General features: G+C 58.9%; 24 protein-coding genes. 12 read left to right on the plus strand and 12 right to left on the minus strand.

The window, feature by feature from the left end; all coding sequences use genetic code 11:
• Nucleotides 1–48 precede the first annotated feature (48 nt).
• The gene (locus AC1Q5O_RS07705; RefSeq protein ID WP_492562303.1) at nucleotides 49–891 is read right to left on the minus strand and encodes an NAD(P)-dependent oxidoreductase; all 843 of its coding nucleotides are present in this window, start codon (nucleotides 889–891) and stop codon (nucleotides 49–51) included.
• Between the two features lie 72 nt (nucleotides 892–963).
• On the minus strand, nucleotides 964–1,845 hold the full coding sequence (locus AC1Q5O_RS07710; RefSeq protein ID WP_492562304.1) for a LysR substrate-binding domain-containing protein: 882 nt from the start codon (nucleotides 1,843–1,845) through the stop codon (nucleotides 964–966).
• Between the two features lie 63 nt (nucleotides 1,846–1,908).
• Between AC1Q5O_RS07710 and AC1Q5O_RS07715 the strand changes: the two genes are divergently transcribed.
• Nucleotides 1,909–2,883, plus strand: coding sequence for a DMT family transporter (locus tag AC1Q5O_RS07715; RefSeq protein WP_492562305.1), 975 nt, complete (start codon nucleotides 1,909–1,911; stop codon nucleotides 2,881–2,883).
• Here the strand turns inward: AC1Q5O_RS07715 and sugE are convergent.
• The 4 genes from sugE to AC1Q5O_RS07735 form a co-directional block, all read right to left on the minus strand.
• A complete protein-coding gene (gene sugE / locus AC1Q5O_RS07720; protein ID WP_223613041.1) occupies nucleotides 2,840–3,157 on the minus strand; it encodes a quaternary ammonium compound efflux SMR transporter SugE in 318 nt (105 codons plus the stop codon). The genes AC1Q5O_RS07715 and sugE overlap by 44 nt on opposite strands.
• 28 nt (nucleotides 3,158–3,185) lie before the next feature.
• Nucleotides 3,186–3,935, minus strand: a complete 750-nt coding sequence (locus tag AC1Q5O_RS07725; RefSeq protein ID WP_492562306.1) for a F0F1 ATP synthase subunit A — start codon at nucleotides 3,933–3,935, stop codon at nucleotides 3,186–3,188.
• Between the two features lie 221 nt (nucleotides 3,936–4,156).
• Complete coding sequence (locus tag AC1Q5O_RS07730) at nucleotides 4,157–4,471, minus strand: PepSY domain-containing protein (RefSeq protein WP_288193173.1); 315 nt, start codon at nucleotides 4,469–4,471, stop codon at nucleotides 4,157–4,159.
• A gap of 73 nt (nucleotides 4,472–4,544) precedes the next feature.
• A complete protein-coding gene (locus AC1Q5O_RS07735; protein WP_464660859.1) occupies nucleotides 4,545–5,369 on the minus strand; it encodes a mechanosensitive ion channel family protein in 825 nt (274 codons plus the stop codon).
• A gap of 306 nt (nucleotides 5,370–5,675) precedes the next feature.
• Here AC1Q5O_RS07735 and ftsZ point away from each other — a divergent pair, with 306 nt between their 5' ends.
• Nucleotides 5,676–6,710 carry a cell division protein FtsZ gene (gene ftsZ, locus AC1Q5O_RS07740; protein WP_223613037.1) on the plus strand — a complete coding sequence of 345 codons (1,035 nt, stop codon included), beginning with the start codon at nucleotides 5,676–5,678 and terminating at the stop codon, nucleotides 6,708–6,710.
• A 57-nt stretch (nucleotides 6,711–6,767) separates the two neighbouring features.
• Here the strand turns inward: ftsZ and AC1Q5O_RS07745 are convergent, their stop codons facing one another.
• On the minus strand, nucleotides 6,768–7,376 hold the full coding sequence (locus tag AC1Q5O_RS07745; protein WP_492562307.1) for a PadR family transcriptional regulator: 609 nt from the start codon (nucleotides 7,374–7,376) through the stop codon (nucleotides 6,768–6,770).
• Nucleotides 7,377–7,689: 313 nt separating this feature from the next.
• On the opposite strand from AC1Q5O_RS07745, the gene AC1Q5O_RS07750 reads away from it, so the two are divergent.
• A complete protein-coding gene (locus AC1Q5O_RS07750; protein WP_492562308.1) occupies nucleotides 7,690–8,331 on the plus strand; it encodes a glutathione S-transferase family protein in 642 nt (213 codons plus the stop codon).
• Between the two features lie 79 nt (nucleotides 8,332–8,410).
• On the opposite strand, the gene AC1Q5O_RS07755 is transcribed toward AC1Q5O_RS07750, so the two are convergent.
• From AC1Q5O_RS07755 to AC1Q5O_RS07770, 4 genes are all read right to left on the minus strand, one after another.
• Nucleotides 8,411–8,629, minus strand: a complete 219-nt coding sequence (locus AC1Q5O_RS07755) for a YjiS-like domain-containing protein (RefSeq protein WP_492562309.1) — start codon at nucleotides 8,627–8,629, stop codon at nucleotides 8,411–8,413.
• Between the two features lie 10 nt (nucleotides 8,630–8,639).
• Nucleotides 8,640–9,230: a TetR/AcrR family transcriptional regulator gene (locus tag AC1Q5O_RS07760; RefSeq protein ID WP_492562310.1), complete on the minus strand. Its 591-nt coding sequence runs from the start codon at nucleotides 9,228–9,230 to the stop codon at nucleotides 8,640–8,642.
• A 117-nt stretch (nucleotides 9,231–9,347) separates the two neighbouring features.
• On the minus strand, nucleotides 9,348–9,842 hold the full coding sequence (locus tag AC1Q5O_RS07765; protein ID WP_289015974.1) for a hypothetical protein: 495 nt from the start codon (nucleotides 9,840–9,842) through the stop codon (nucleotides 9,348–9,350).
• A gap of 110 nt (nucleotides 9,843–9,952) precedes the next feature.
• Nucleotides 9,953–10,327: a hypothetical protein gene (locus AC1Q5O_RS07770; RefSeq protein WP_223613031.1), complete on the minus strand. Its 375-nt coding sequence runs from the start codon at nucleotides 10,325–10,327 to the stop codon at nucleotides 9,953–9,955.
• 189 nt (nucleotides 10,328–10,516) lie between these two features.
• On the opposite strand from AC1Q5O_RS07770, the gene AC1Q5O_RS07775 reads away from it, so the two are divergent.
• The 4 genes from AC1Q5O_RS07775 (at nucleotide 10,517) to AC1Q5O_RS07790 (ending at nucleotide 13,913) form a co-directional block, all read left to right on the plus strand.
• The gene (locus AC1Q5O_RS07775; RefSeq protein WP_288193163.1) at nucleotides 10,517–11,164 is read left to right on the plus strand and encodes a response regulator transcription factor; all 648 of its coding nucleotides are present in this window, start codon (nucleotides 10,517–10,519) and stop codon (nucleotides 11,162–11,164) included.
• Nucleotides 11,165–11,202: 38 nt separating this feature from the next.
• Nucleotides 11,203–11,820 (plus strand): hypothetical protein, encoded by a 618-nt coding sequence (locus tag AC1Q5O_RS07780; RefSeq protein WP_289015972.1) that lies wholly within the window; start codon nucleotides 11,203–11,205, stop codon nucleotides 11,818–11,820.
• A gap of 2 nt (nucleotides 11,821–11,822) precedes the next feature.
• Complete coding sequence (locus AC1Q5O_RS07785) at nucleotides 11,823–13,058, plus strand: sensor histidine kinase (RefSeq protein WP_492562311.1); 1,236 nt, start codon at nucleotides 11,823–11,825, stop codon at nucleotides 13,056–13,058.
• Between the two features lie 111 nt (nucleotides 13,059–13,169).
• The gene (locus AC1Q5O_RS07790) at nucleotides 13,170–13,913 is read left to right on the plus strand and encodes a GGDEF domain-containing protein (RefSeq protein ID WP_464660873.1); all 744 of its coding nucleotides are present in this window, start codon (nucleotides 13,170–13,172) and stop codon (nucleotides 13,911–13,913) included.
• A 586-nt stretch (nucleotides 13,914–14,499) separates the two neighbouring features.
• On the opposite strand, the gene AC1Q5O_RS07795 is transcribed toward AC1Q5O_RS07790, so the two are convergent.
• The gene (locus tag AC1Q5O_RS07795) at nucleotides 14,500–15,201 is read right to left on the minus strand and encodes an antifreeze protein (protein ID WP_464660876.1); all 702 of its coding nucleotides are present in this window, start codon (nucleotides 15,199–15,201) and stop codon (nucleotides 14,500–14,502) included.
• Nucleotides 15,202–15,654: 453 nt separating this feature from the next.
• Here AC1Q5O_RS07795 and trhA point away from each other — a divergent pair, with 453 nt between their 5' ends.
• From trhA to AC1Q5O_RS07820, 5 genes are all read left to right on the plus strand, one after another.
• The gene (trhA, locus tag AC1Q5O_RS07800; RefSeq protein ID WP_492563111.1) at nucleotides 15,655–16,305 is read left to right on the plus strand and encodes a PAQR family membrane homeostasis protein TrhA; all 651 of its coding nucleotides are present in this window, start codon (nucleotides 15,655–15,657) and stop codon (nucleotides 16,303–16,305) included.
• 210 nt (nucleotides 16,306–16,515) lie between these two features.
• A complete protein-coding gene (osmF, locus tag AC1Q5O_RS07805) occupies nucleotides 16,516–17,427 on the plus strand; it encodes a glycine betaine ABC transporter substrate-binding protein OsmF (protein WP_492562312.1) in 912 nt (303 codons plus the stop codon).
• A gap of 71 nt (nucleotides 17,428–17,498) precedes the next feature.
• Entirely contained in the window at nucleotides 17,499–18,656 is a 1,158-nt protein-coding gene (locus AC1Q5O_RS07810) for an ABC transporter permease (protein ID WP_492562313.1), read from the plus strand.
• Nucleotides 18,653–19,594 carry an ABC transporter ATP-binding protein gene (locus AC1Q5O_RS07815; protein WP_403175904.1) on the plus strand — a complete coding sequence of 314 codons (942 nt, stop codon included), beginning with the start codon at nucleotides 18,653–18,655 and terminating at the stop codon, nucleotides 19,592–19,594. The genes AC1Q5O_RS07810 and AC1Q5O_RS07815 overlap by 4 nt, the downstream gene beginning before the upstream one ends.
• Nucleotides 19,591–20,343 (plus strand): ABC transporter permease, encoded by a 753-nt coding sequence (locus tag AC1Q5O_RS07820; protein ID WP_492562314.1) that lies wholly within the window; start codon nucleotides 19,591–19,593, stop codon nucleotides 20,341–20,343. The genes AC1Q5O_RS07815 and AC1Q5O_RS07820 overlap by 4 nt, the downstream gene beginning before the upstream one ends.
• Nucleotides 20,344–20,406 lie beyond the last annotated feature (63 nt).

Here is a 20,406-nt window from a genome sequence, read left to right on the forward strand (position 1 = left end):
GTTGAAATGCTTGACCACCTGTCTGTCAGGTGTCATTCGCCTTGCGGCTTACTTCCCGGCAAGCACACCATCCAGCGTTGAAGCGAGACGTCCATCGCCGTTCTCATCACCGGCCATCCTGGCAAAAACCTCAGCCATGGCCTGAAAAAGCGCCGCGCCGGGATCGTCAGGTCCAAGGAATTCGGCAATCTCTTCCATCTCGGCAACCCATCGATAGGCCTTGGGATACATATCGGGTATTGAGCGTTGAAAACGGGCGAGAAGCTCCGGCATGCTCTCCGCCATCTCGGCGTGCAGGCTTGCCGCGGAACCCGATCCGGCTGCGGCCAGCAGCATGGTCGTTCCAAGCCCGACCAGTCCCTTGTTGATGCCGGCATAGACCATCTTCAGGGCGGAGGCTGCACCGATCGAACCGTCAACGCGGTGCGTCCGCAGGCCGAGCGCCTTGAGACGATTGACAATCCCATCGTCACCGCCGCTCACATAGAATTTCGGTCCTGCATTATCGGGTTTCGGCGGCGGGCCGATAATGGCGCCATCGAGTATATCCCACCCTGTTCCGGACAGAACTGATGCGACTTCGCGCATCGAATGCGGATTGATCGCGTTGAAATCGATGAAGGTGCCTTTGGCACCTGCTGCCGACAAAACCGGCGCGAACCCGTGCGCGACGCCGACTGCCTCCGCCGGAGGAACAATGGAAAATATCAGGTCGGCCCCGGCGATATCGGCGATGGCTGCCGGTTCAATGCCCGCCGCCCGGACGCGATCCAGTGTCCGTTGGCTTCGCCCTTCGGTGAAGGAAAGGACGCGGGCTCCGCCCTGTATCAGACGTTGCCCGACGGCGCTGCCCATGGCCCCGGCTCCGATGATGGCGATGGTTGTCGGCATGGGTTCGTCCTCGCATGATCTGAACACTCCGACCAAGCCTCGCCAAGCGCCGTTCGATTGTCAACGGCGCAATCACGACGAAGAGAGCCAGCGGATGCGCTCCAGCAGCGTGCGGACGGCACGCCGTTGGCTCCCCCGTTCCGTGATGGCATGGAATTTCAATTGGCTGGCTACCGGAGCGCTGGAAATCGGCACAAGGCTGCCGTTTTGGACGAATACCTCGCCATAGGGCGCGCGCAGGAGGGCCACACCGCTTCCCGCGGCCGCCGCATGCAAACCCAGATCATAATCCGGATAGCGGCGATCCTGCGGACGCGGGCGATACCGGTGCCCGCGCTCGGCCAGCCAGATACGCCACGCATCGGGATAAGCGTCGTGAATCAGGGGATGGCGGAGAATATCGGCTGGCTCAGGTTCATCTCCCAAGACGAGAGCCAGTTCGGGCGATGCGACGGGAAGGAGGACTTCGTCGAAGAGCGGCATGGCCACACCATCGCTCCAGTCACCCCGGCCATAGCGTATCGCCACGTCAACCTCGCCGAGCGGCGCATACCGGCGGTCAAGCTCCAGTTCGATCCGCAGATCGGGTGGAGAGCCTTCCAGTTTGCCAAGGTTCGGCAAAATCCACAGCCGCGCAAAGGACGGCAGGACACTGATCCTGACGGTTTCGGGCTGGCGGTTCTCCCGCCATTCGGCTGCCCCGCTATCGATCAGATCAAGCGCCTGCTCGAACAGCCGCACAAGCCGTTGCCCTTCGATCGTCAGGCGAACCCCGCGCCCATGCCGTTCGAACAATGCCGTCCCGGCCCAGGCCTCGACAATGGCGACGCGCCGGCTGATAGCTCCATGCGTCAAATCGAGTTCATCGGCGGCGCCGGAGAACGAGCCGGTGCGATTGGACGACAGAACCGCTTGTATGGCGTCGAAAGACGGAAGATCCGAGCTGTGCTTCATTCTCACAGCTCACGCCATATCAGCACTCTATGTCAAGTCTGGAACGTGTTTTACAGTCTCCCCATGACCTCATCCCGCCCCACACTTTTGCCGATCCTGGCTATCTCCACGACCATTCTCGTCTGGGCGACAGCTTTTCCCGCAATCAAGCTTGCGCTCACACAACTGGAGCCCTTGCCACTCGCATCGATCCGCTATGCCATCGCCGCACTGCTGGCGGCGATATGGCTGGTCTGGAAGCGCCCTACCCGCATGCCGCTGCCGCATCTCCTGCTCTGTGCCGGTTGTGGCATTGTGGGCGGCGCCGGTTACAGCGTTCTCCTGAATATCGGACAGCAAACCGTCGCGGCGGGCGCAGCAAGTTTCCTCATCAAGACTGAATCGCTCTGGATGGCGACATTCGCCGTCGCGCTCCTGAAGGAGCGGTTCCCGCCCATTGCCTGGGGCGGAACCCTGTTGTGCATTATCGGCATTGGCTTGATAGCCAGCGCACAGGCTGGCGGGCTGACCCTGAACTCAGGTGCCGCCTTTGTACTCGGCGCTGCCTTGTGCTCGGCAACGGGCTTCACGGTGCAGCGCCAGCTGGTTTCGCGCTATGGTGCCCTGCATGTGGCGGCCATCATGTTTATATCAGCTGCGCTCGCGCTTTCGCCATGGCTGTCGCAGGCCATCGCGCAAACCGGCAATGCATCGCTTGCCGTACGGGGCTGGATCGGCTTCCTCGGCATTTTTCCCACCGCAATCGGTCTGGTTTGCTGGGCCTATGCGCTCGGCACGTTCGGCGTCGCCCGGGCCGGAAACTTTCTCTACCTCATTGCCCCCATCGCCATGCTGATCGCCTGGCTCATTGCCGGCGAACCGCCGAAAATGAGCACGGTCCTTGGCGGCATGCTCATCCTGGCCGGGGTTGTGATCGTGAACATGCGCGGCAAGACGGTGCAGACACCGGTTGACGTCCGCACCGAAACGCCGGCGACCGATACCGCACCATTGCCTACAGCGTCGATAGTTTCAGACCAATCAGTCCCGCAACGATGAAGCCGACGCTTGCAAGCCGGAAAAGCGTGACCGCTTCACCGAGGAAGAATATGCCGACAAGGAATGCGCCAACCGCTCCGATGCCCGTCCAGATGGCATAGGCGGTGCCGAGCGGCAGGGATTTCATCGCCACCGCGAGCAAGCCGAAGCTGATGATCATCGTGACGATGGTGATGACACTCGGCACAAGCCGCGTGAAACCATCGGACTGTTTCATTGTGGAAGCCCAAATCACCTCAAACAGGCCAGCAAGGGCAAGATAGATCCATGCCATGATCGTTCCTTTCACATGGGTATTGGTTTTAGTGGCCGGGATGAAGCGCGTCGTTCAGATACATGCATGTCAGCATGGCGAAGACGTAGGCCTGGATGAAGGACATCAGCAGTTCAAGACCGGTCAGGGCGACGGCCATGGCCAGCGGCAGAACGGCGGCCAGAAGTCCGACGCCACCCGCGTCAACCAGATCAGCCACAAAGCCGGAAAACACTTTCAGGGTGATGTGTCCTGCCAGCATCACCGCAAACAGGCGCACCGAATGACTGAGCGGGCGTGACAGGTAGGAGATGATCTCGATGGGGATAATCACCGGTGCGAGCACAACCGGCACGCCAGCCGGCATGAACAGCCGCAGGAATTTCAAGCCGTGCCGCCAAAAGCCGTAAATGGTGACCGTGAGGAAAACGAGAATTGCCAGGGCAAAGGTGACAATGATCTGGCTGGTCACCGTAAAGGCATAGGGAAACATGCCGATCAGGTTTGCCACGAGGATGAACATGAACAGCGAGAAGACAAACGGAAAGAACCGCATCCCCTGTTCGCCCGCATTCTGCCGGAGCAGGCCGGCGACGAACTCGTACAGCATCTCCGTCGTGGACTGCAGACGCCCCGGATTGAGCCTGCGTTTGCGTATGGACATCATCAGGAACGCACTGGAAACAGCAACGGTCAGGACCATATAGGCGGACGCGTTGGTGAAGCTGATCTCATGGCCCGCGATCTCGGCCAGGCGGACGAGCGGCTTGATTTCGAATTGTTCGATAGGGCCAGCCATCACAGACCTCGCCCGGTCTGACGATGGGAGCTGGCTGGAACGGCGACAGTCAAATAGGAAAAATTCAGTCCGGTGTGGGACACCATCATCTCCTTCAATCGAGATAACGGGGCCGTCCCCATGCGCAACCATGACACAGGTCGTCCTGTGCATGGCTGTCCTAGCCGCCAATCCGCAGCAATTCAAGTCAACAAATCGTCAGATACGGATCGAAGGGCCCGCTAGTCGACGGAAATCACTTCGCCCGTGCGCCGGTCGACGCTGACGCGAACATCATTGCCGCGCCGGTCAGTCCCCTCCACGATGAAACGGGACCTCGTCCGGTCTATGTTATCCACATTGCGCAAACCTTCGGCGCGGGCGATCCGCACTGCTTCACGCTCGCTGATATCCATGCCGCGCCGCATGGGCCGCTCGGCACCCGGTTCGACAAGACGCACACCGCCCGGCCCGATTTCGAGTGATTGCGCGAAAGACGGGGCTGCCGACAGGACTGTCGCCGCCGCAATGGCTGCAATAGCAAAATGTTTAAACATGATAGCCTCCCAAAGAACATTGTTGAAATGCATGGTCACCAAGGGAAACGCCAAGCGAGGGATGTTGTTCCATTCAAATGCCCGAGGCTTGCTGATCTGCCGGCTTCTTGTCGTAGAACAGTTCTCCCGTTCCCATGGTCAAATCGGCTTTCACCGCAGCGAAGTCGCTCGCCGATGTCCAGTATCGCAGGGTGATGGCCATGGATTCATCCGTGAGATCCGAGGCGAAGACCTGCGGGGCCGGATCCCGCAAGATGCGCTTGTCATTGGCGGTCAGCGCCACCAGGCTCTTGCGCATCCGGTCGATATCCTCGCCATGATCGGCCCCGAGTGTAATATCATTGCGGCGGACACCGTTGCGCGTGTAGTTTTTGACAGGCTGGGTCCAAAGGGTTGAATTGGGCGCGAGGACATAGACACCGTCCGCAGCCCGCAAGCGGGTGGCAAACAGCCCGATTTCCTCCACCGTGCCGGAAATGCTGCCGACTTCGACATATTCCCCGATACGCAGCGGCCGCAAGGCGAGGAGCATGATCCCGGCCGCAATATTCTGCAACGTTCCCTGCAGGGCAAGGCCGATGGCCAGGCCGACAGCGCCGATGGCGGCAATGACCGACGCGGTCTGAATGCCGAACTGGCCGAGCACCATGACCGCCACCAGTCCCAAAACCGCATAGCGGGCGATTTTTGAAAAGAAGCGGCGCAGCGTCAGGTCGAATCCGCCGACCTTCCCCAATCCGGCATAAAGCCAGCGTTCCACCAGTCCGGCAACGATGTAGCCGATCACCAGCAGCAATATGGCGCCAAGGACCGAGAATGAATAGGTGACAACAAGCGCGCTTGCCTGGTGAATACCGGTCTGTATGGCGGTGACAGCGTTTTGGGGATCAAGTTCCATAGGCCAATTCTCCTGATCAGAAACTGTGGAGGGAAACATCAGAGTGCCGGGATGGTTCCTTCGTGAACTATTGCGTCAATCTCAAGGACATTGCATCCGCGATGTCCGTTCGCCCGTCGTTCCGGACATACTTTTGACAACCCATCCGGGCGATATGCCATTTCAGGGCTTGCGCCGAAACCCGCTGTCTGATTCTTTGCCGGACATTGGGGTACGGAGAGGCTTTGATTCTCCGAGTGAGCTCCGTCATAACATTACGTACCTGCACGCCGATACAGACCATCGGCCGGGAATAAGGATTGCACGATGTCAATTAACCTCAAGAAGCCGGAAATTTCCGAGATGAAGCCGAATATCACCGTGTTCGGTGTCGGCGGCGGCGGCGGCAATGCGGTTAACAACATGATCCGTGAAAACCTGCAGGGCACGCAGTTCATTGTGGCCAATACGGATGCCCAGGCACTGGCCATGTCCAAGGCAAGCCGGCTGATCCAGCTCGGCGCCAATGTGACGCAGGGGCTTGGCGCAGGCTCCCATCCGGAAATCGGACGGGCTGCTGCGGAAGAAAGCATCGACGAAATCATGGATCACCTTGCCGGCACGCACATGTGCTTCGTGACGGCAGGCATGGGCGGCGGCACCGGAACCGGCGCTGCGCCGGTCATTGCCCGCGCAGCCCGCTCGGCCGGCATCCTGACGGTTGGCGTCGTGACAAAGCCATTCTCGTTCGAAGGCACGCGCCGCATGCGCATGGCTGAAGAAGGTCTGGAAGAACTGCGCGACAGCGCCGATACGCTGATCGTCATCCCCAACCAGAACCTTTTCCGCGTCGCCAATGCGTCCACGACCTTTGCCGATGCCTTTGCCACCGCCGACCGCGTTCTCTATTCCGGTGTGGCCTGCATCACGGATCTGATGGTCCGCGAAGGCCTGATCAATCTGGATTTTGCCGACGTGCGCTCGGTCATGCGCGACATGGGCCGCGCCATGATGGGAACGGGCGAAGGCACCGGCGAAGGCCGTGCACAGGCGGCCGCCGAAGCTGCAATCGCCAATCCGCTTCTCGACGTGGAATCGATGAAGGGTGCCAAGGGCGTCCTGGTATCGATTTCCGGCGGACGCGACATGACCCTGTTCGAGGTCGATGAAGCCGCAACCCGTATCCGCGAAGAAGTCGACGATCAGGCCAACATCATTCTCGGCGCGACCTTTGACGATGCGCTGGAAGGCGTATTCCGGGTATCGGTGGTTGCAACGGGCATCGATGTTGCCCGCGCTGCCGCACTGTCTGATGCAGGCACACCCGGCTCCGTCCTGTCGATGACAAGACGCCAGGCCTGAATTCCCTTGCATGAACTCCCATGCGGCGCCGTTTCCGGCGCCGCATGGGTTTAGACATCAGTCTTTTTTCTTGCCTGATTCTATATCCAGCGCCGCCTGTTCGAGGATCTTGCGAACCCGGTCCGCCTCTTCCGCATCCCAGCCGTGACTGTGCAGGTGGAGCGCGGTGCGCAGCGTGTCCATCGCGTGGGCAACCGCTTCCGGTGCGCGCTGTCCGGCCATGGAACGGGCAACCATGCCCATCCGCGTGCGGACCGCATCCACCAGGTTCTTGTTCTCGGCGAGATAGGCAAGCCCCTCCTCCGTGATGGTATAGAGCTTTTTCGAGCCTTCACTCGCCGCAGCCGTTACCTGCCCGATTTCCTCGAGGAACGTCAGGGACGGATAGACGGAACCGGGGCTCGGCGCATAGGCGCCGCCGAACAGCTCTTCGATGTCCTTGATCAGTTCATAGCCATGGCGCGGCCGCTCGGCGACCAGTGCCAGCAGAACCAGACGCAGGTCGCCCGATGCGAACACCCTGCCTCCGCCGCCCCTGCGGCCGAAACGTCCGCCGCCGCCGGGGCCATCGTGACCGCCGCCGTGGCGGCCAAAGCCGCGTCCCATGCCGTACATGACAAAACGCTCATCGCGTTCGTGCCGTTCGTGATGACAATTTCGAAACATTGCAAATTCTCCTTTCATACACAAACGATATATCTTTTGAGTCTATCTGTAAATACAAACTTCAATATGCATCGGGCGTTTGCTCCGTTGGAAGAGCTACGTGCATGATTGTGCTGAGGAAAAAGTTGCAATGCGAACCGGCAGAATGGCTCGGAAACCGCGAAAACAGGCTAGGCCGTGAACGGAGGACCGGCGCTGCATGATGCCGCGTGTATGACGAGCCTTGCGCATATCGTCACCTGGCGATAGCAGTATATGCGGAAATCTCGCTCCTGCGAATGAAGCGCTTAAGCCAACGTAAGGACGCTCAAGTATGCTCACTGTCTATGGCGAAGGTCGTGGGTTCCGTGTCGTTTGGCTGCTCGAGGAATTGGGAGTGGCGTATCGGCTGCGCCCGGTTGATCTGCTCACTGTCGGGAATGATCCCGATTTTCTTGCCATCAACCCCGCCGGCTTTATCCCGGCGCTACAGGACGGCGAGACGATCATGGTCGAATCGATCGCGATCCTCGAGTACCTGCTCGCCCGCCACGGCCCGAGCCCGCTCGCCGTTGCCCCGGATGATCCGGCTTTCGCCGCTTACCTGCAATTCCTCCATTTGGGAGAGGCTGGGCTCGCGGAACCAATGAACGCCGTCTTTGTTGGTCGCGCGCTCGCGCCCGAAGCGGAGCGAAATGCCAGGGTCACAAACTGGGCCCTGGAGACCTTTCATAGCCGGCTGGGATTGGTCATCCGGCGTCTCGCAGATCGCCCGTTTCTCACCGGAGACCAGTTCACCGCTGCTGACATTTCAGTGAGCTACGCTCTCCTGCTTGGTCTGCGCACCGGCAACTATACGCCGGGTTCAGTCGAGCGTGCCTATCTCGCCCGCACGACGGCACGCCCCGCATACGCCCGAGCGATGGATATCTGCCAAGCAACCAAAGCTTGGGCGGAGCGATCACCGACGTTGTAGTGCCACTTGCCCCCTGAGCCGATGGAGAGACGTGCCGCGGCGTATCGGTGACCGCCGCACACATGCGTCTGTGGCCTCATCAGCAGCGACGGCGATCAATTTCCCGGGCTTGCTCCCGCGTTATCCCGATATCGTCGAGCAGATGATCGCTGAGCTTGCTGACCCTCGGATCGCCTGCCCGTTCTCCGCGATAACGCAGATGGATGTTCCAGATAGCCGTCGCGGCGGTTTTGACGAATGCCGCAAACCCTCCGCCGCTACGCGCTTGTAGTAGACCAGTCGTCTCTATATGGGACATGATAAATCTCCTATGGATGGTTTTTGAGCAAGCAATCGAGCGTCATGGTCGTGAACCGCTTGAGCGGTGCGATGCTGCCTTCCGTCTTCATGCGGACCAGCGCCCCTTCATAGGCATCGATGAGGAAGGCTGCCGTCTCGTCGGGATCGAGATGCGCGGGCAGTTCGCCCTGCGCGCGCGCCTGCCGCAGAACCGTCTGGAAATCGCGTTGCCACGCGGCGAAAGCCCGGTGCAGTTCCTGCCTGAGGACGTCGCTGTGGGCGGCAATCGATTGGGCGAGATTGCCGAGCAGGCAGCCGCCAATCGGATTCTCCCGGGCGAATTCCTGCTCATAATATTCGAAATAGGCACGCAGGCGTTTGAGCGGCGTCTGGCTTTCATCGCCCAGTATCCGTGTCCGGACAATCTGGTTACCCTCGGTATAAAAGCCGAGAACTGCGGAGGCAAATTCCTCCTTGCTGGCGAAGAAATGGTAGAACGAGCCCTTCGGCACGCCAGCCGATTTGAGCACGGGGCCGATGCCCGCCCCTTCATAGCCGTGCGAAAGCAGCGCTTTCAGCCCTTCCTCAATCAGTACGGTGCGTGTGTCGATCTTTGCCATTCCGGCAGAATAGACCAGTCGTCTAGTAAAGTCAAACACCCGGATGATGTGCATAAAAGCAAAGAGGCCTGCCGGTCGGCAGGCCTTGTGCACCCCTCGTGGAAAACGGGGCGAAAATTACCGATGCCGGCCCGCAGCCGCCGCCCGAAGAAACCGCCGGTCGACAGGCTCGCTGTGCGTCGCCATATCGGGCGAAGCATCTGCCAATCTGCGCAGGTTGCGCTCGCTTTCAAATTGCATCACCGACAATGCAATGCCGACGGAGGGCTTGCAGCGCCCGTGCAGGGATGCCACCAGAATTTCGCGGCAGGAGAAAAAAGTGCTCAGATCACAGTTGGAGAGATAGGCATCCACGGCGGCCCGTGCATTCAGAAACGCCGATTTCCAGACTTCCATGATCTCACTGTGCAGGGCGACCGCTAGCCGCCATCGCTCGAGACGCTCAGCTGCATTGGCGGCACTGTGGTACGAATCCAGACGCAGGCGCAACGCGTCACAGAGCGCGGCCAGCGGTCCGATCTCCTGCTGAATGACCGCTTCCGCACCCTGGATCAGTTTTGCGGTTTCCGGATGGGCATCTATAGGTTGGGATTTATCCCAATTGCTCGGCATAGTGGTCGATTCCCTCGAAAATGGAGGCACTTGAGGAGGCGTTTTCCTATGCGGTGCGAAGTCCTGTCAGGCGTGCAGGACCAGAATTTCACCGCATGTACCGGTTCGATTTACTGGCATTCCGACTGTGGTTGTGCGATCAGCCTCTGCAGGATTGAAAACAGTTCGTACTTGTCCAAACTGTCATCGTCCTCCAGCAGAAGAGAACAGATATGCTGTGCCTTCGCCGCAAATTCTTCCAGCGTTTTTGCCGGATACCGCAACATGGCAACGCGCGCACGATGTTCCGCGTCGGTTGCCGCCGCCAGGCGCCGGTCTGACGATGCGTTGTCCTGTTCGGAGTCCGCACGATCGGTGCATGTCCGGACAATCCATTGCAATTCACGTCTGGAATGTCTGTGCCATTCAAGCACAGTTGCAATCGAAGCAACGCGTTCGGTCGGATCAACCCGGACACCATCGATGGTAATGATAGCCAAAGTCACGCCGCATACCCTCTCAATGCAACTCAATGCACCGTTTCGCGTTTCGGTCGGAACACTATGCGGTTATGTCCAGAAAAATAGGGACAACCCTGTCCCTATTTTGCGCTTTGCATAAATCGCACTACTCTGTAGACGCAACTGCTGTAATTTGATCAGAGTGGCGCGCAACTGTTGGTACGCGTGAGAGCGATGTCGGAACAAACGTCCAAGCATACACATGTGCTGGTCATTGAAGATCAACACCTCATGAGGCTGGCCCTGATCCATGAATTGCAGGCAGCATTGCCGGCATCCATTGTTCACGGCGCGGCCAATGTCACCATTGCACTGGACCTGCTGGAGTCGCATCAGTTCGACCTTGTGGTCATTGACCCCGGCATGCCCGGCTATGACCCCAAATCACAGGACGACCGCCTGGACGTTGTACAAGTCATCCTCGATCTTTCACCGGACGCAATCCATTTTGTCGTCACGGGTTCCGATACGGATGAAGAATGGGAGCATTGTCAGAAACTTGGCGTGGTTGGCTACCTCGCCAAGAACAATATAAGGCCCGGAGCCCTCGTAGACGTTCTGCAGGAGGTTGCAGAACGTGGCTACAGCGTGAGGTTGTCCAATGAAACAACGGCTCCACCGGAATTCTACCATTCCGGCCTCACGCCGCGTGAACAGGAAATACTCGGCTGGATGCGACAAAGACCGTCGGGGATCAGCCGCAAGGAAATATACGAACAGCTTGGGGAACGCTTTGATATAGACGCGGCATCGGCAGAAAAATACTACAAGCGAGCACGCGCAAAGCTTTTAAAAACCGGGCTCCTACCAAAGGGGTTATAATGGGGTTGGCTCTGGACATTAAAAAAACTGAAGAATCGATGGCAAAGGCAGTGTCGGAAGAACCCTTCCCTGCCGCCATCTCCAACGAAGACAAAGGCGCATCGCGCGCCTGGAAATATCTTGCAGTCTTTTTCGCGGCACTGTGGATCGGATCGCCGCTCTGGTACGGCACGGCATCCGCCAATGACGACCCTGCGGTCATTCAAATGCAGGACACGTCAGGCAAGCCCCTGGGGACCTTTACCCAGGAGCAGCTGAGACAGCAGTTTCCCATGCATGATCTGGTCACGGAAACGCCTTGGACCAACGGGGCAAAGGTGCATTTTCGCGGCCCTTCCCTGCAGGAAATGATTGCGAAATACAAAATCGGCGACAAAGCCAATCTCGAAGTTGCTGCATTCGACAATTTCATTGTAAAAGTCACGATGGAAGAAGTTGTTGAATTTGCGCCCATCATCGCAATCGAGAGAGCTTGTACCGATGCCGACAAGCAAAGCGGGGCCTGTACCAAGGATCAGGATTTCAGACCGTTGTCGCTCGATGATGGCGGCCCGTTCTACATTGTCTGGCCACTCTCCAAGCTTCCGAAAGCTTACGTCCCCGCACGCAACACCATATGGGTTTGGTTTGTTACCTCGATCCGTCCGGTTGACTGAACATGAAGCTGGATAAATACCTCGATCCGCTCTTCTACATCATTCTGATCAGCGCAGCTTTGGTGTGTTGCTGGTCATTCATCCGGGCGGACACGTATCGTATCCAGTCAAACGAAATCATGAGCCAGAGCTTCGAGGTCCAGGTCCGGGCTTCGCAGGCGCGCGAAAAGATTGCCAGCATCAAGGGTTACCTGACGCTGGCAACCCGGACAGGTGAAGTCGAGCCGCGCCTGCTGTCGGAGGTCACGCTCATGAACTTCAACCTCAAATCGCTGCAGCAGCTGGACTATGCCGACCGGTTCCTCGATGCACCCGATATTGCGGCTCTGCAAAAGACGATCTCGACGGTGGATACCGTACTGGTTCCGCAGATCAAGGCGGGAAACCAGTTCGACAAGGCGCTGAAAACCATACTGACAATCGAAACGGACATTTTTCGCACTGCCGGTTCGACACTGGCTCACAGCATCACCCTTCAGGGAACCGCGACAATCGCTGCGGATGTCGCCAGAAACAAGCTCCTGGGCGCCGCCGGCGCACTTATCCTGGTGGGATTGCTCATGCATCAGCGCAGCCTTCTGGCGCGGCGCAAGGATCAGCATATCCGCTCTTTCTCCACCCTGTTTGCCCACATGACCCGGACGCGGATTGCCGCCCTGCGCCTTTTTCTCGGCTATGTCGGCAACAACGCCATTCCGTCCTCTGAAATGACCGCGGCGGCCCGCAACACCATTGCCGAGCTTGAAAGCATTAATGAGGGATTGATGATGATCGGACACTCCAAGACGCAGTTCCGCAAGGTGCCGTTGGGCGAATTGCTTGCGGACATCGTGTCGAAGAGCGCGGTCAACCTGCAGCTGGACATCGATCAGGCCGCGCGCAATTCGCTTATTCCGGCATCGCAGTTCCACCTGATCATCGATGAACTTGTCCGCAATGCAATCAATGCCGTCGCTACCCGCGCTACCCCTGTCATTGCCATCAAGGCCAGTATCCACCGGCGCTTTCTGCAGCGCCCGCGGCTGATACTAGTCGTTGCCGACAACGGCATCGGCATGAGCCCGTCGACGCTTGCCAAGGCCAAGGAGCCGTTCTTTTCAACCAAGGCAGGCGTTCATCTTGGTCTCGGACTGACCAACTGCATGGAACTGGTGAAAACCATGGCCGGCAAGTTCAAAATCACCTCGACGCCCGATGTCGGAACCACCGTGCGCATCAGTTACGCCCTGGACAGTTAGGGTGCTGGCCATTTCCGAACAGAATAATTCGAATTAAACACAAGCGGGCATGGCTTTCTTCATTTGTTTCGGGCTTGAATACCGGTGCTTTCAACCGGCCCGGCAAATCAGATGAACATCTACACTCTATGGATGACCAAATTCGGCGCGCTCTCGCCCTTGAGACAGGTCGCGATCATGGTTGGCATGGCCACCATATCGTCGGATATTCTGGCTGCTCTGGCCTTTTTCGTGATTGGCCTGCAAACGCCCTATCGCGTTGTCGGCGTCACCACCGTCATCGTTGTGCTGGTCAGCCTCCCGCTGGGCGCATTCCTTATCGGCCTGAACTTCAAGCTGAAGCAGCTTGCCGCACAGCTTGATCTGGAATCCCGCCGTGACGATCTGACCGGGCTTCTCAACCGGGCGGAATTCTATCTGCAGACGCAGCGCTTGTTTCTCGCATCGAGGCCCATGGACAGTGCCGGGGCCCTCCTCTACATCGACGCCGATCATTTCAAGGCAATCAACGACCGGTTTGGCCATGCCACCGGCGACGAGGTCATCCATGAGATCGGCCAGGTGATCAAGGCGAACATCGGCGGACGGGATTTGGCGGCGCGGATCGGCGGCGAGGAATTTACCGTATTTCTGACCGATGCGGATCTTGGCCGGGCCAACTGGATCTCGCATAAAATCCTCATTGCAGCCCGCACCATCGGCAGGGAACTGGAACTCGACAGAACGCCAACCACCGTCAGCATCGGCATTGCCCTGCATGAACCCGGACAATCGCTCGAGGAAACCTTGGCGGTGGCCGACAAATATCTCTATTCAGCCAAGCATCAGGGCCGCAACCGCGTGGTTTACGGCTAGGGCATTTTCGTCCGGTTCAGGTGTTCCCGTTGCAGATTTTTGGTGCGTGGTTCGTGGTTCGACAAGCTCACCATGAGGGAGATTGACGCTCGCAGGGAGTGTCATTCTGCAACGTCTGCGATTGGCATGGCAGCCAAGCCACATCCCTCATGGTGAGCTTGTCGAACCACGCATGACGGCTTCTGCAGCCAGTCGATTCACAAAACCCAAACCATCGCCGCAAACTGGCGCCCTAACCCCTTCCGCCCGCTTCACTTTCCCACTATGGTCCGCGATGAGGCCGGTCGAAACGGATCGGTCTTGGGGCTCGTAACCCCTCCGCAAGCGGTCGGTGTCGACCGCAAAGGCACCTCCTCAGCCCTATGGCCGGGAGGGCCTCGGCGTATGTCCAGAGCTTCGGCTTAAAGGCCGTGGCGGTCGTCTTGCGGCGGCTTACGAACCTCCCGGTCACCAGAGGCCAAACCTCGGGTGACCACCTTCCTCGCGAGACAAGGGAGTGCACATGGACAATTACAATTTCTGGCAGGATTTGTTCGAAAGGAAAAAGCGGGACATTCATCCCGCTTTTTGTTTTGGTCTGCTGTGATCAGCCCTTCAGGCGGGAATTGCAGAGGCTGTAATAGCCGCCGCCCTTCTGGATCCACTTGAGGCCGCCAAGCGTGTTGTTCTGCTTGTTGGCGTAATACTGCTCAAGGCACGTCTGCATACGGGCCTTGCCGGCGCTTTCGGTGGAATATTTGCTGGAAACGGCGCTCGGGAAAACAACGCCCTTTGGAGCAGCGGTCGTGGCTGCCGGCGGTTCATCCTTGTAGGTCGCCGTCTGCGGTGTCGGTGCCGTCTCATCGGCAGCAGCAGGAGCAGCGGCAGCCGTTGCACCGGCGGCGCACTGTGCCTTGCGGAAATCATTCCACTTCATGCCGCCAAGTGTACCGGCGGTTTTTGCAGCCTGATACTTGGCACTGCAGTCCTTCATGCTCAGGCCCGTGGCTGTCGCAGCCGGTGCGGCTGCAGCGGCTGGAGCGGCGGCCTTGGGTGCTGCGGCTGTCGCCTTGGCAGCGGGCTTGGTCGTGGCAGCAGGAGCCGCCGGCGCTGCTGCAGCGGCCGGTGAAGCATCGGCGCACTGGGTCTTACGGAAGTCGTTCCACTTCACGTTGCCGAGCGTACCGGCTGTTTTGGCCGCCTGATATTTGACACTGCATTCCTTCGCGGTCAGTGCATAGGCTGGCACAACCGTAAATGATGCCGCGCCAATAATTCCGGCGAGTATGAGATTCCGAGTGATAGTCATTTTTGAACTCCCTCAATTTCAACAGTGCAGATTCAGAAACTGTCACCAACTACAGGTTTCCCCAGAACCCATAGTCTTCCCATGTGATGAAATGATTATGGCTTAAATTGGAGAAGTAACCAACCAGAATCGTTCAGGAAAAATATTCACCAAACATGACAAATTATTACAAGATTTCAAATGATTACGAACGAGTTTTGTTAAAATACTACTTTATCAAACATGTCCGGCAAATAACAAGAAAATGGCCGGAGAAAAAGCAATCGGACCAGATCGAAAGAATCGCCTGCGAATAACCGTCCGCAGGTGCGCAGATCAATCTGCAGTTGCTGAATAGATCCTTGCCGCCAAGACACATTTATGCGGCATTTACGCAGCACGGTCTTTCGTTGTTATATGGGATAAACGCCTAATCTCCAGAAAAACTGTTTCATCAAGGACGCCGCATTGCCCATCTCCTCGCCCCGCCCGCTGCCGGTTTTCACCTTCCGCAACTATAGCGTGGCAGAATTGTGGGCCGATGGCGTCGTCCACATAGCGGGTGTCACGCTGGCAATCGTCGGATCGATTCTGCTGCTTGCCTTTGTTCCTGAGGAAGCAACCGCCGGCGCCTATGCGGCAACCGCCATCTATCTGGCGACCCTCGTTCTCTCCATGGCCTTGTCGGCGATGTACAACATATGGCCGATTTCCCCGACCAAGGGTCTTCTGCGGCGCTTTGACCATTCGGCCATCTATCTGCTCATCGCCGGTACCTACACCCCCCTCATGGCCAAGAGCGGCACGTGGTGGCTCCTGTCCATCGTCTGGTCGATTGCCATAGCCGGCGTCCTGTTGAAGCTGCTGATGCCCAACAGGTTCGACAGGCTTTCCATTGTTCTCTATCTCGCCCTGGGATGGAGCGGCGTTGCCGCCTATCAGGAATTGACGATTGCCCTGTCCGCCACGGTCTTGTGGCTGATCCTCGCCGGCGGCCTCGTCTACTCCTTCGGCGTCATCTTTCATATGCTGGAACGGCTGCCCTTTCACAATGCGATATGGCACGGCTTCGTTCTGACGGCGGCAAGCATTCACTTTGCCGCCATATGCACGGCGGTCGCCTGAGTCCGCCCGGCACACTCCTGCCATTCCGGTGATAAATGCTGACATATCAGGCTTGAGACATCGCCTGAAATAGGACAAGCTCACGGGCGAACGAAAAGCTGCAAATTTTTCGTTGCATGATCTTTTCGCGAAAATAAATGCCCGGACCGATCACTGTAATCGTGATTAAAAGGTCGCCTCAACTCGGGATATGCAAAGGGAACGAAAAGAATGTCTACCAGCAAAACCTTTCTCGGCGTGGCGCTTGCTCTGGCGCTTTCTCTCGGATCTGCCAGTGCGCAGGTCGTTGTTTCTTCCAAGATCGATACCGAAGGCAGTGTCCTCGGCAACATTATCCTGGCCGTTCTCAACGCGAACAAGATTCCAACCACCGATCGCATCCAACTGGGCGCCACCCCGATCGTGCGCAAGGCGATCACGGCCAAGGAAATCGACATCTATCCCGAATATACCGGCAATGCCGCGTTCTTCTTCGAGAAGGCCGATGATCCAGCCTGGAAAGACGCGGCCAAGGCCTATCAGACCGCCAAGAAACTCGACTACGATGCCAACAAGATCGTCTGGCTGACACCCTCGCCCGCCAACAATACCTGGGCCATTGCCCTGCGCAAGGAAGTGGCGGACGCGGAAAAGCTGGCAACCCTTTCCGACTTCGGCAAATATGTCACCAAGGGCGGAACGGTGGTGCTTGCCGCCTCCTCCGAATTCGTCAATTCGGCTGCCGCCCTGCCGGCGTTCCAGACAACCTATGGCTTCAAGCTGAAACCCGAACAATTGATCACCCTCTCCGGCGGCGATACTGCCGCGACCATTGCCGCTGCGGCCAACAAGACCAACGGTGCCAATGCAGCCATGGTTTACGGCACCGATGGCGGCATTGCGCCGTCCGGGCTTGTGGTGTTGCAGGATGACAAGGGTGTTCAACCGGTCTACCAGCCGGCGCCGATCATTCGCGAAGCGGTTCTGAAGGAACATCCGCAGATCGAAGCCCTGCTGAAGCCGGTGTTCGAAAAGCTCGATCTTGTCACGCTGCAGGAACTCAACGGCCGCGTACAGGTTGGCGGTGAACCGGCAAAGGTCGTTGCGGAAGACTTTCTGAAGAAAAACGGCTTCCTCAAGTAAATCCGCTCTTTGCCGGAATAGGGTGCGCCAATCGGAATCTCACTCTGTTCCGGCGAAAAGGAGGCCATGCCGTGCGTCTGGACAAACTCGGTGTCGCGATTGCCCTGATCGCCGGATATGCCGTAGCGGCGGCACCCTTCGCCACGTTCCGTGCCAACCGGATCGTCGCCGGTGAACCGCAAACGCTGTTGGCGGCCTTGCCCTCCTGGGCGGGCCCCACGCTTCTGGCGGTCATTGCAGCAGTGGTTCTCATTGGACTGTTCCGCACGCCCTCGACACTGCGGCTGGCAGCCAGCTTTGCCGCCTTGGCTGCCCTCCTCCTGTTGATTGGCACGGCGGCCGACCATCTGACACCGCCTGGCAACACCTATGCGCGCGTGTCTCCCGCATCGGGCTTCTGGCTGCTGCTCTTTGCCTTCGCCCTGCTTGCGGCGGATGCCCTGACGCGCCTGCGCCCGACACCGCCGTTCCGCATCCTCGTCCTGGTCCTGGCCGGGGCCTTCCTCGGTTTTGTCCTGTTCACCGGCAGCTGGGACAAGTTGTCGATTCTCAAGGAATACAGCGCCCGCGCCGACAGTTTCTGGGCGGAGGCCAGCAAGCACGTGACGCTGGCACTCGGCTCGCTCGCCGCTGCCGTGATCGTCGGCATACCGCTTGGCGTCCTGTGTCACCGGGTGCAGAAGCTGCGCGCTGTCGTTTTGAACGTTCTCAATATCGTCCAGACGATCCCTTCCATCGCTCTGTTCGGCATTTTGATCGCCCCGCTTGGCTGGATCGCGGCACACGTGCCGGGTGCAGCGGAAATCGGCATTAAGGGCATAGGCATGGCACCGGCCTTCGTCGCGCTGTTTCTCTATTCCCTGCTGCCGGTGGTGGCCAACACGGTGGTCGGTCTGGCTGGCGTGCCGCCACAGGCCAATGATGCCGCACGCGGTGTCGGCATGACGGAATGGCAGCGCCTGTTCCGGGTGGAATTTCCCCTGGCCTTTCCCGTGATCCTGACCGGCGTGCGCATCGTCCTTGTGCAGAACATCGGCCTTGCCACCATCGCCGCGTTGATTGGCGGCGGCGGTTTCGGTGTCTTCGTGTTTCAGGGCATCGGCCAGACCGCCATGGACCTGGTTCTGCTCGGAGCTGTGCCCACCGTGCTTCTCGCCTTTGCCGCGGCCATCATTCTCGACGCGGCGGTCGAACTCAGCTCCCCCTTTCACTCGAGGACATCCGCATGATTGAAATCGAGAACATCACCAAGCGCTATGGTGCTGCAACGGTCGTCAACGACGTCTCGCTGGTCGTCCAGCCGCGAACGATCACCGTCATCGTCGGCACGTCGGGCTCGGGCAAGACAACGCTGATGCGCATGATCAACAGGCTGGTCGAACCGACAGCGGGGGTGATCAAGCTCGATGGCGAGGACAACCGCACCCTCCCCGGATACGAACTGCGCCGCCGCATCGGTTACGCCATTCAGGGGCATGGCCTTTTCCCGCACCGCACCGTGGCGCAGAACATCGCCGTCGTTCCCGAGCTTCTCGGCTGGGACAAGGCCAGGATCGATGCCCGCGTGCGTGAACTGCTCGCCCTGTTCCAGCTCGACCCGGAAACATTCGGTCCGCGCTATCCGCATGAACTCTCCGGCGGCCAGCAGCAGCGCATCGGCGTTGCCCGGGCGCTGGCAGCCGAACCCAATGTTCTGCTGATGGATGAGCCCTTCGGCGCGCTCGATCCCGTCATACGCTCGAAGGCGCAGGAAGATCTGCTTGCCATCCAGAAGCGCTTCGGCACCACGATCATCCTCGTCACGCATGACATGGAGGAAGCGATCCATCTCGGCCACAAGATCGCGGTGATGGATGGCGGCAACCTGCTGCAATATGCGACGCCAGCAGAAATTCTCGCCAATCCCGCAACCGATTTCGTCGCGACGCTGGTCGGCACCGGTGACCGGCCGTTCCGCTTCCTGTCCCTCAGCCCCGCAGGTGATGCGGTGGAACCCGGCACAGCCGAGGGCGAAGCCATTCCGGCCTCCGCCACCCAGCGCGATGCCCTGGCCGAGCTTCTCTGGTCGGGCCGACCTGCCCTGCCCGTGGTCAATGAGGCCGGTAAAGCCATCGGCCGGGTCACCGTCGATGGCCTGGTCAAGCGGGCATCGAGGCCCGCCGCATGAAACTGCGCCTGCCCACCATTCTGCGCATCGGCATTCTGGCGCTGCTGATCGTGTTTCTCCTGCGGCCCGATTGGTTTGAACCCATCTTTCGCCCGCTGACACAGAACAACGCTCCGGTGATCTACAATCAGGGCAGCCTGCTGACCCTGACGCTGCTCCACCTGCGCACCGTTGCCATTGCAACGGCGGGCGCGACCATTGTGGCCGTCGCGCTGGCCATTCTGGTCACGCGCCCCTTCGGCGCGGAGTTTCTGCCGCTGTCCCGCAGTCTGGTGAACATCGGCCAGACATTTCCGCCCGTGGCCGTGCTCGCGCTTGCCGTCCCCGCCGTCGGCTTTGGTGAAAAGCCCACGCTGATCGCGCTGTTTCTCTATGGATTGCTGCCGATCTTCGAAAATTCGCTGACCGGCCTGACCACCCTGCCGCCGACCGTCACCGATGCGGCGCGCGGCGTCGGCATGACCGGCTGGCAGCGGCTTGTCAAAGTAGAGCTGCCGCTGGCGATGCCAATCATTCTTGCCGGCATACGCCTCTCCGTAACGATCAATCTGGCGACGGCCACCATCGGCTCAACGGTTGCCGCCAAAACGCTGGGCGAAGTGATCATTGCCGGGCTGCAATCCAACAACCTTTCCTTTGTTCTGCAGGGCGGCCTGATCGTCGGTGTTCTCGCCGTCATGATCTATGACGGATTGTCGGCGATGGAACGTTTCATTTCGCGGCGCATGGGCCTTCTCCCGCAAAGCTGACCACCCCATATGCAAACGAGCCACAGACTGTTTCCCTCACAGGCAGGATTGTAAAAGGACATG

Source organism: Phyllobacterium sp. MT110 (genome assembly GCF_058792715.1).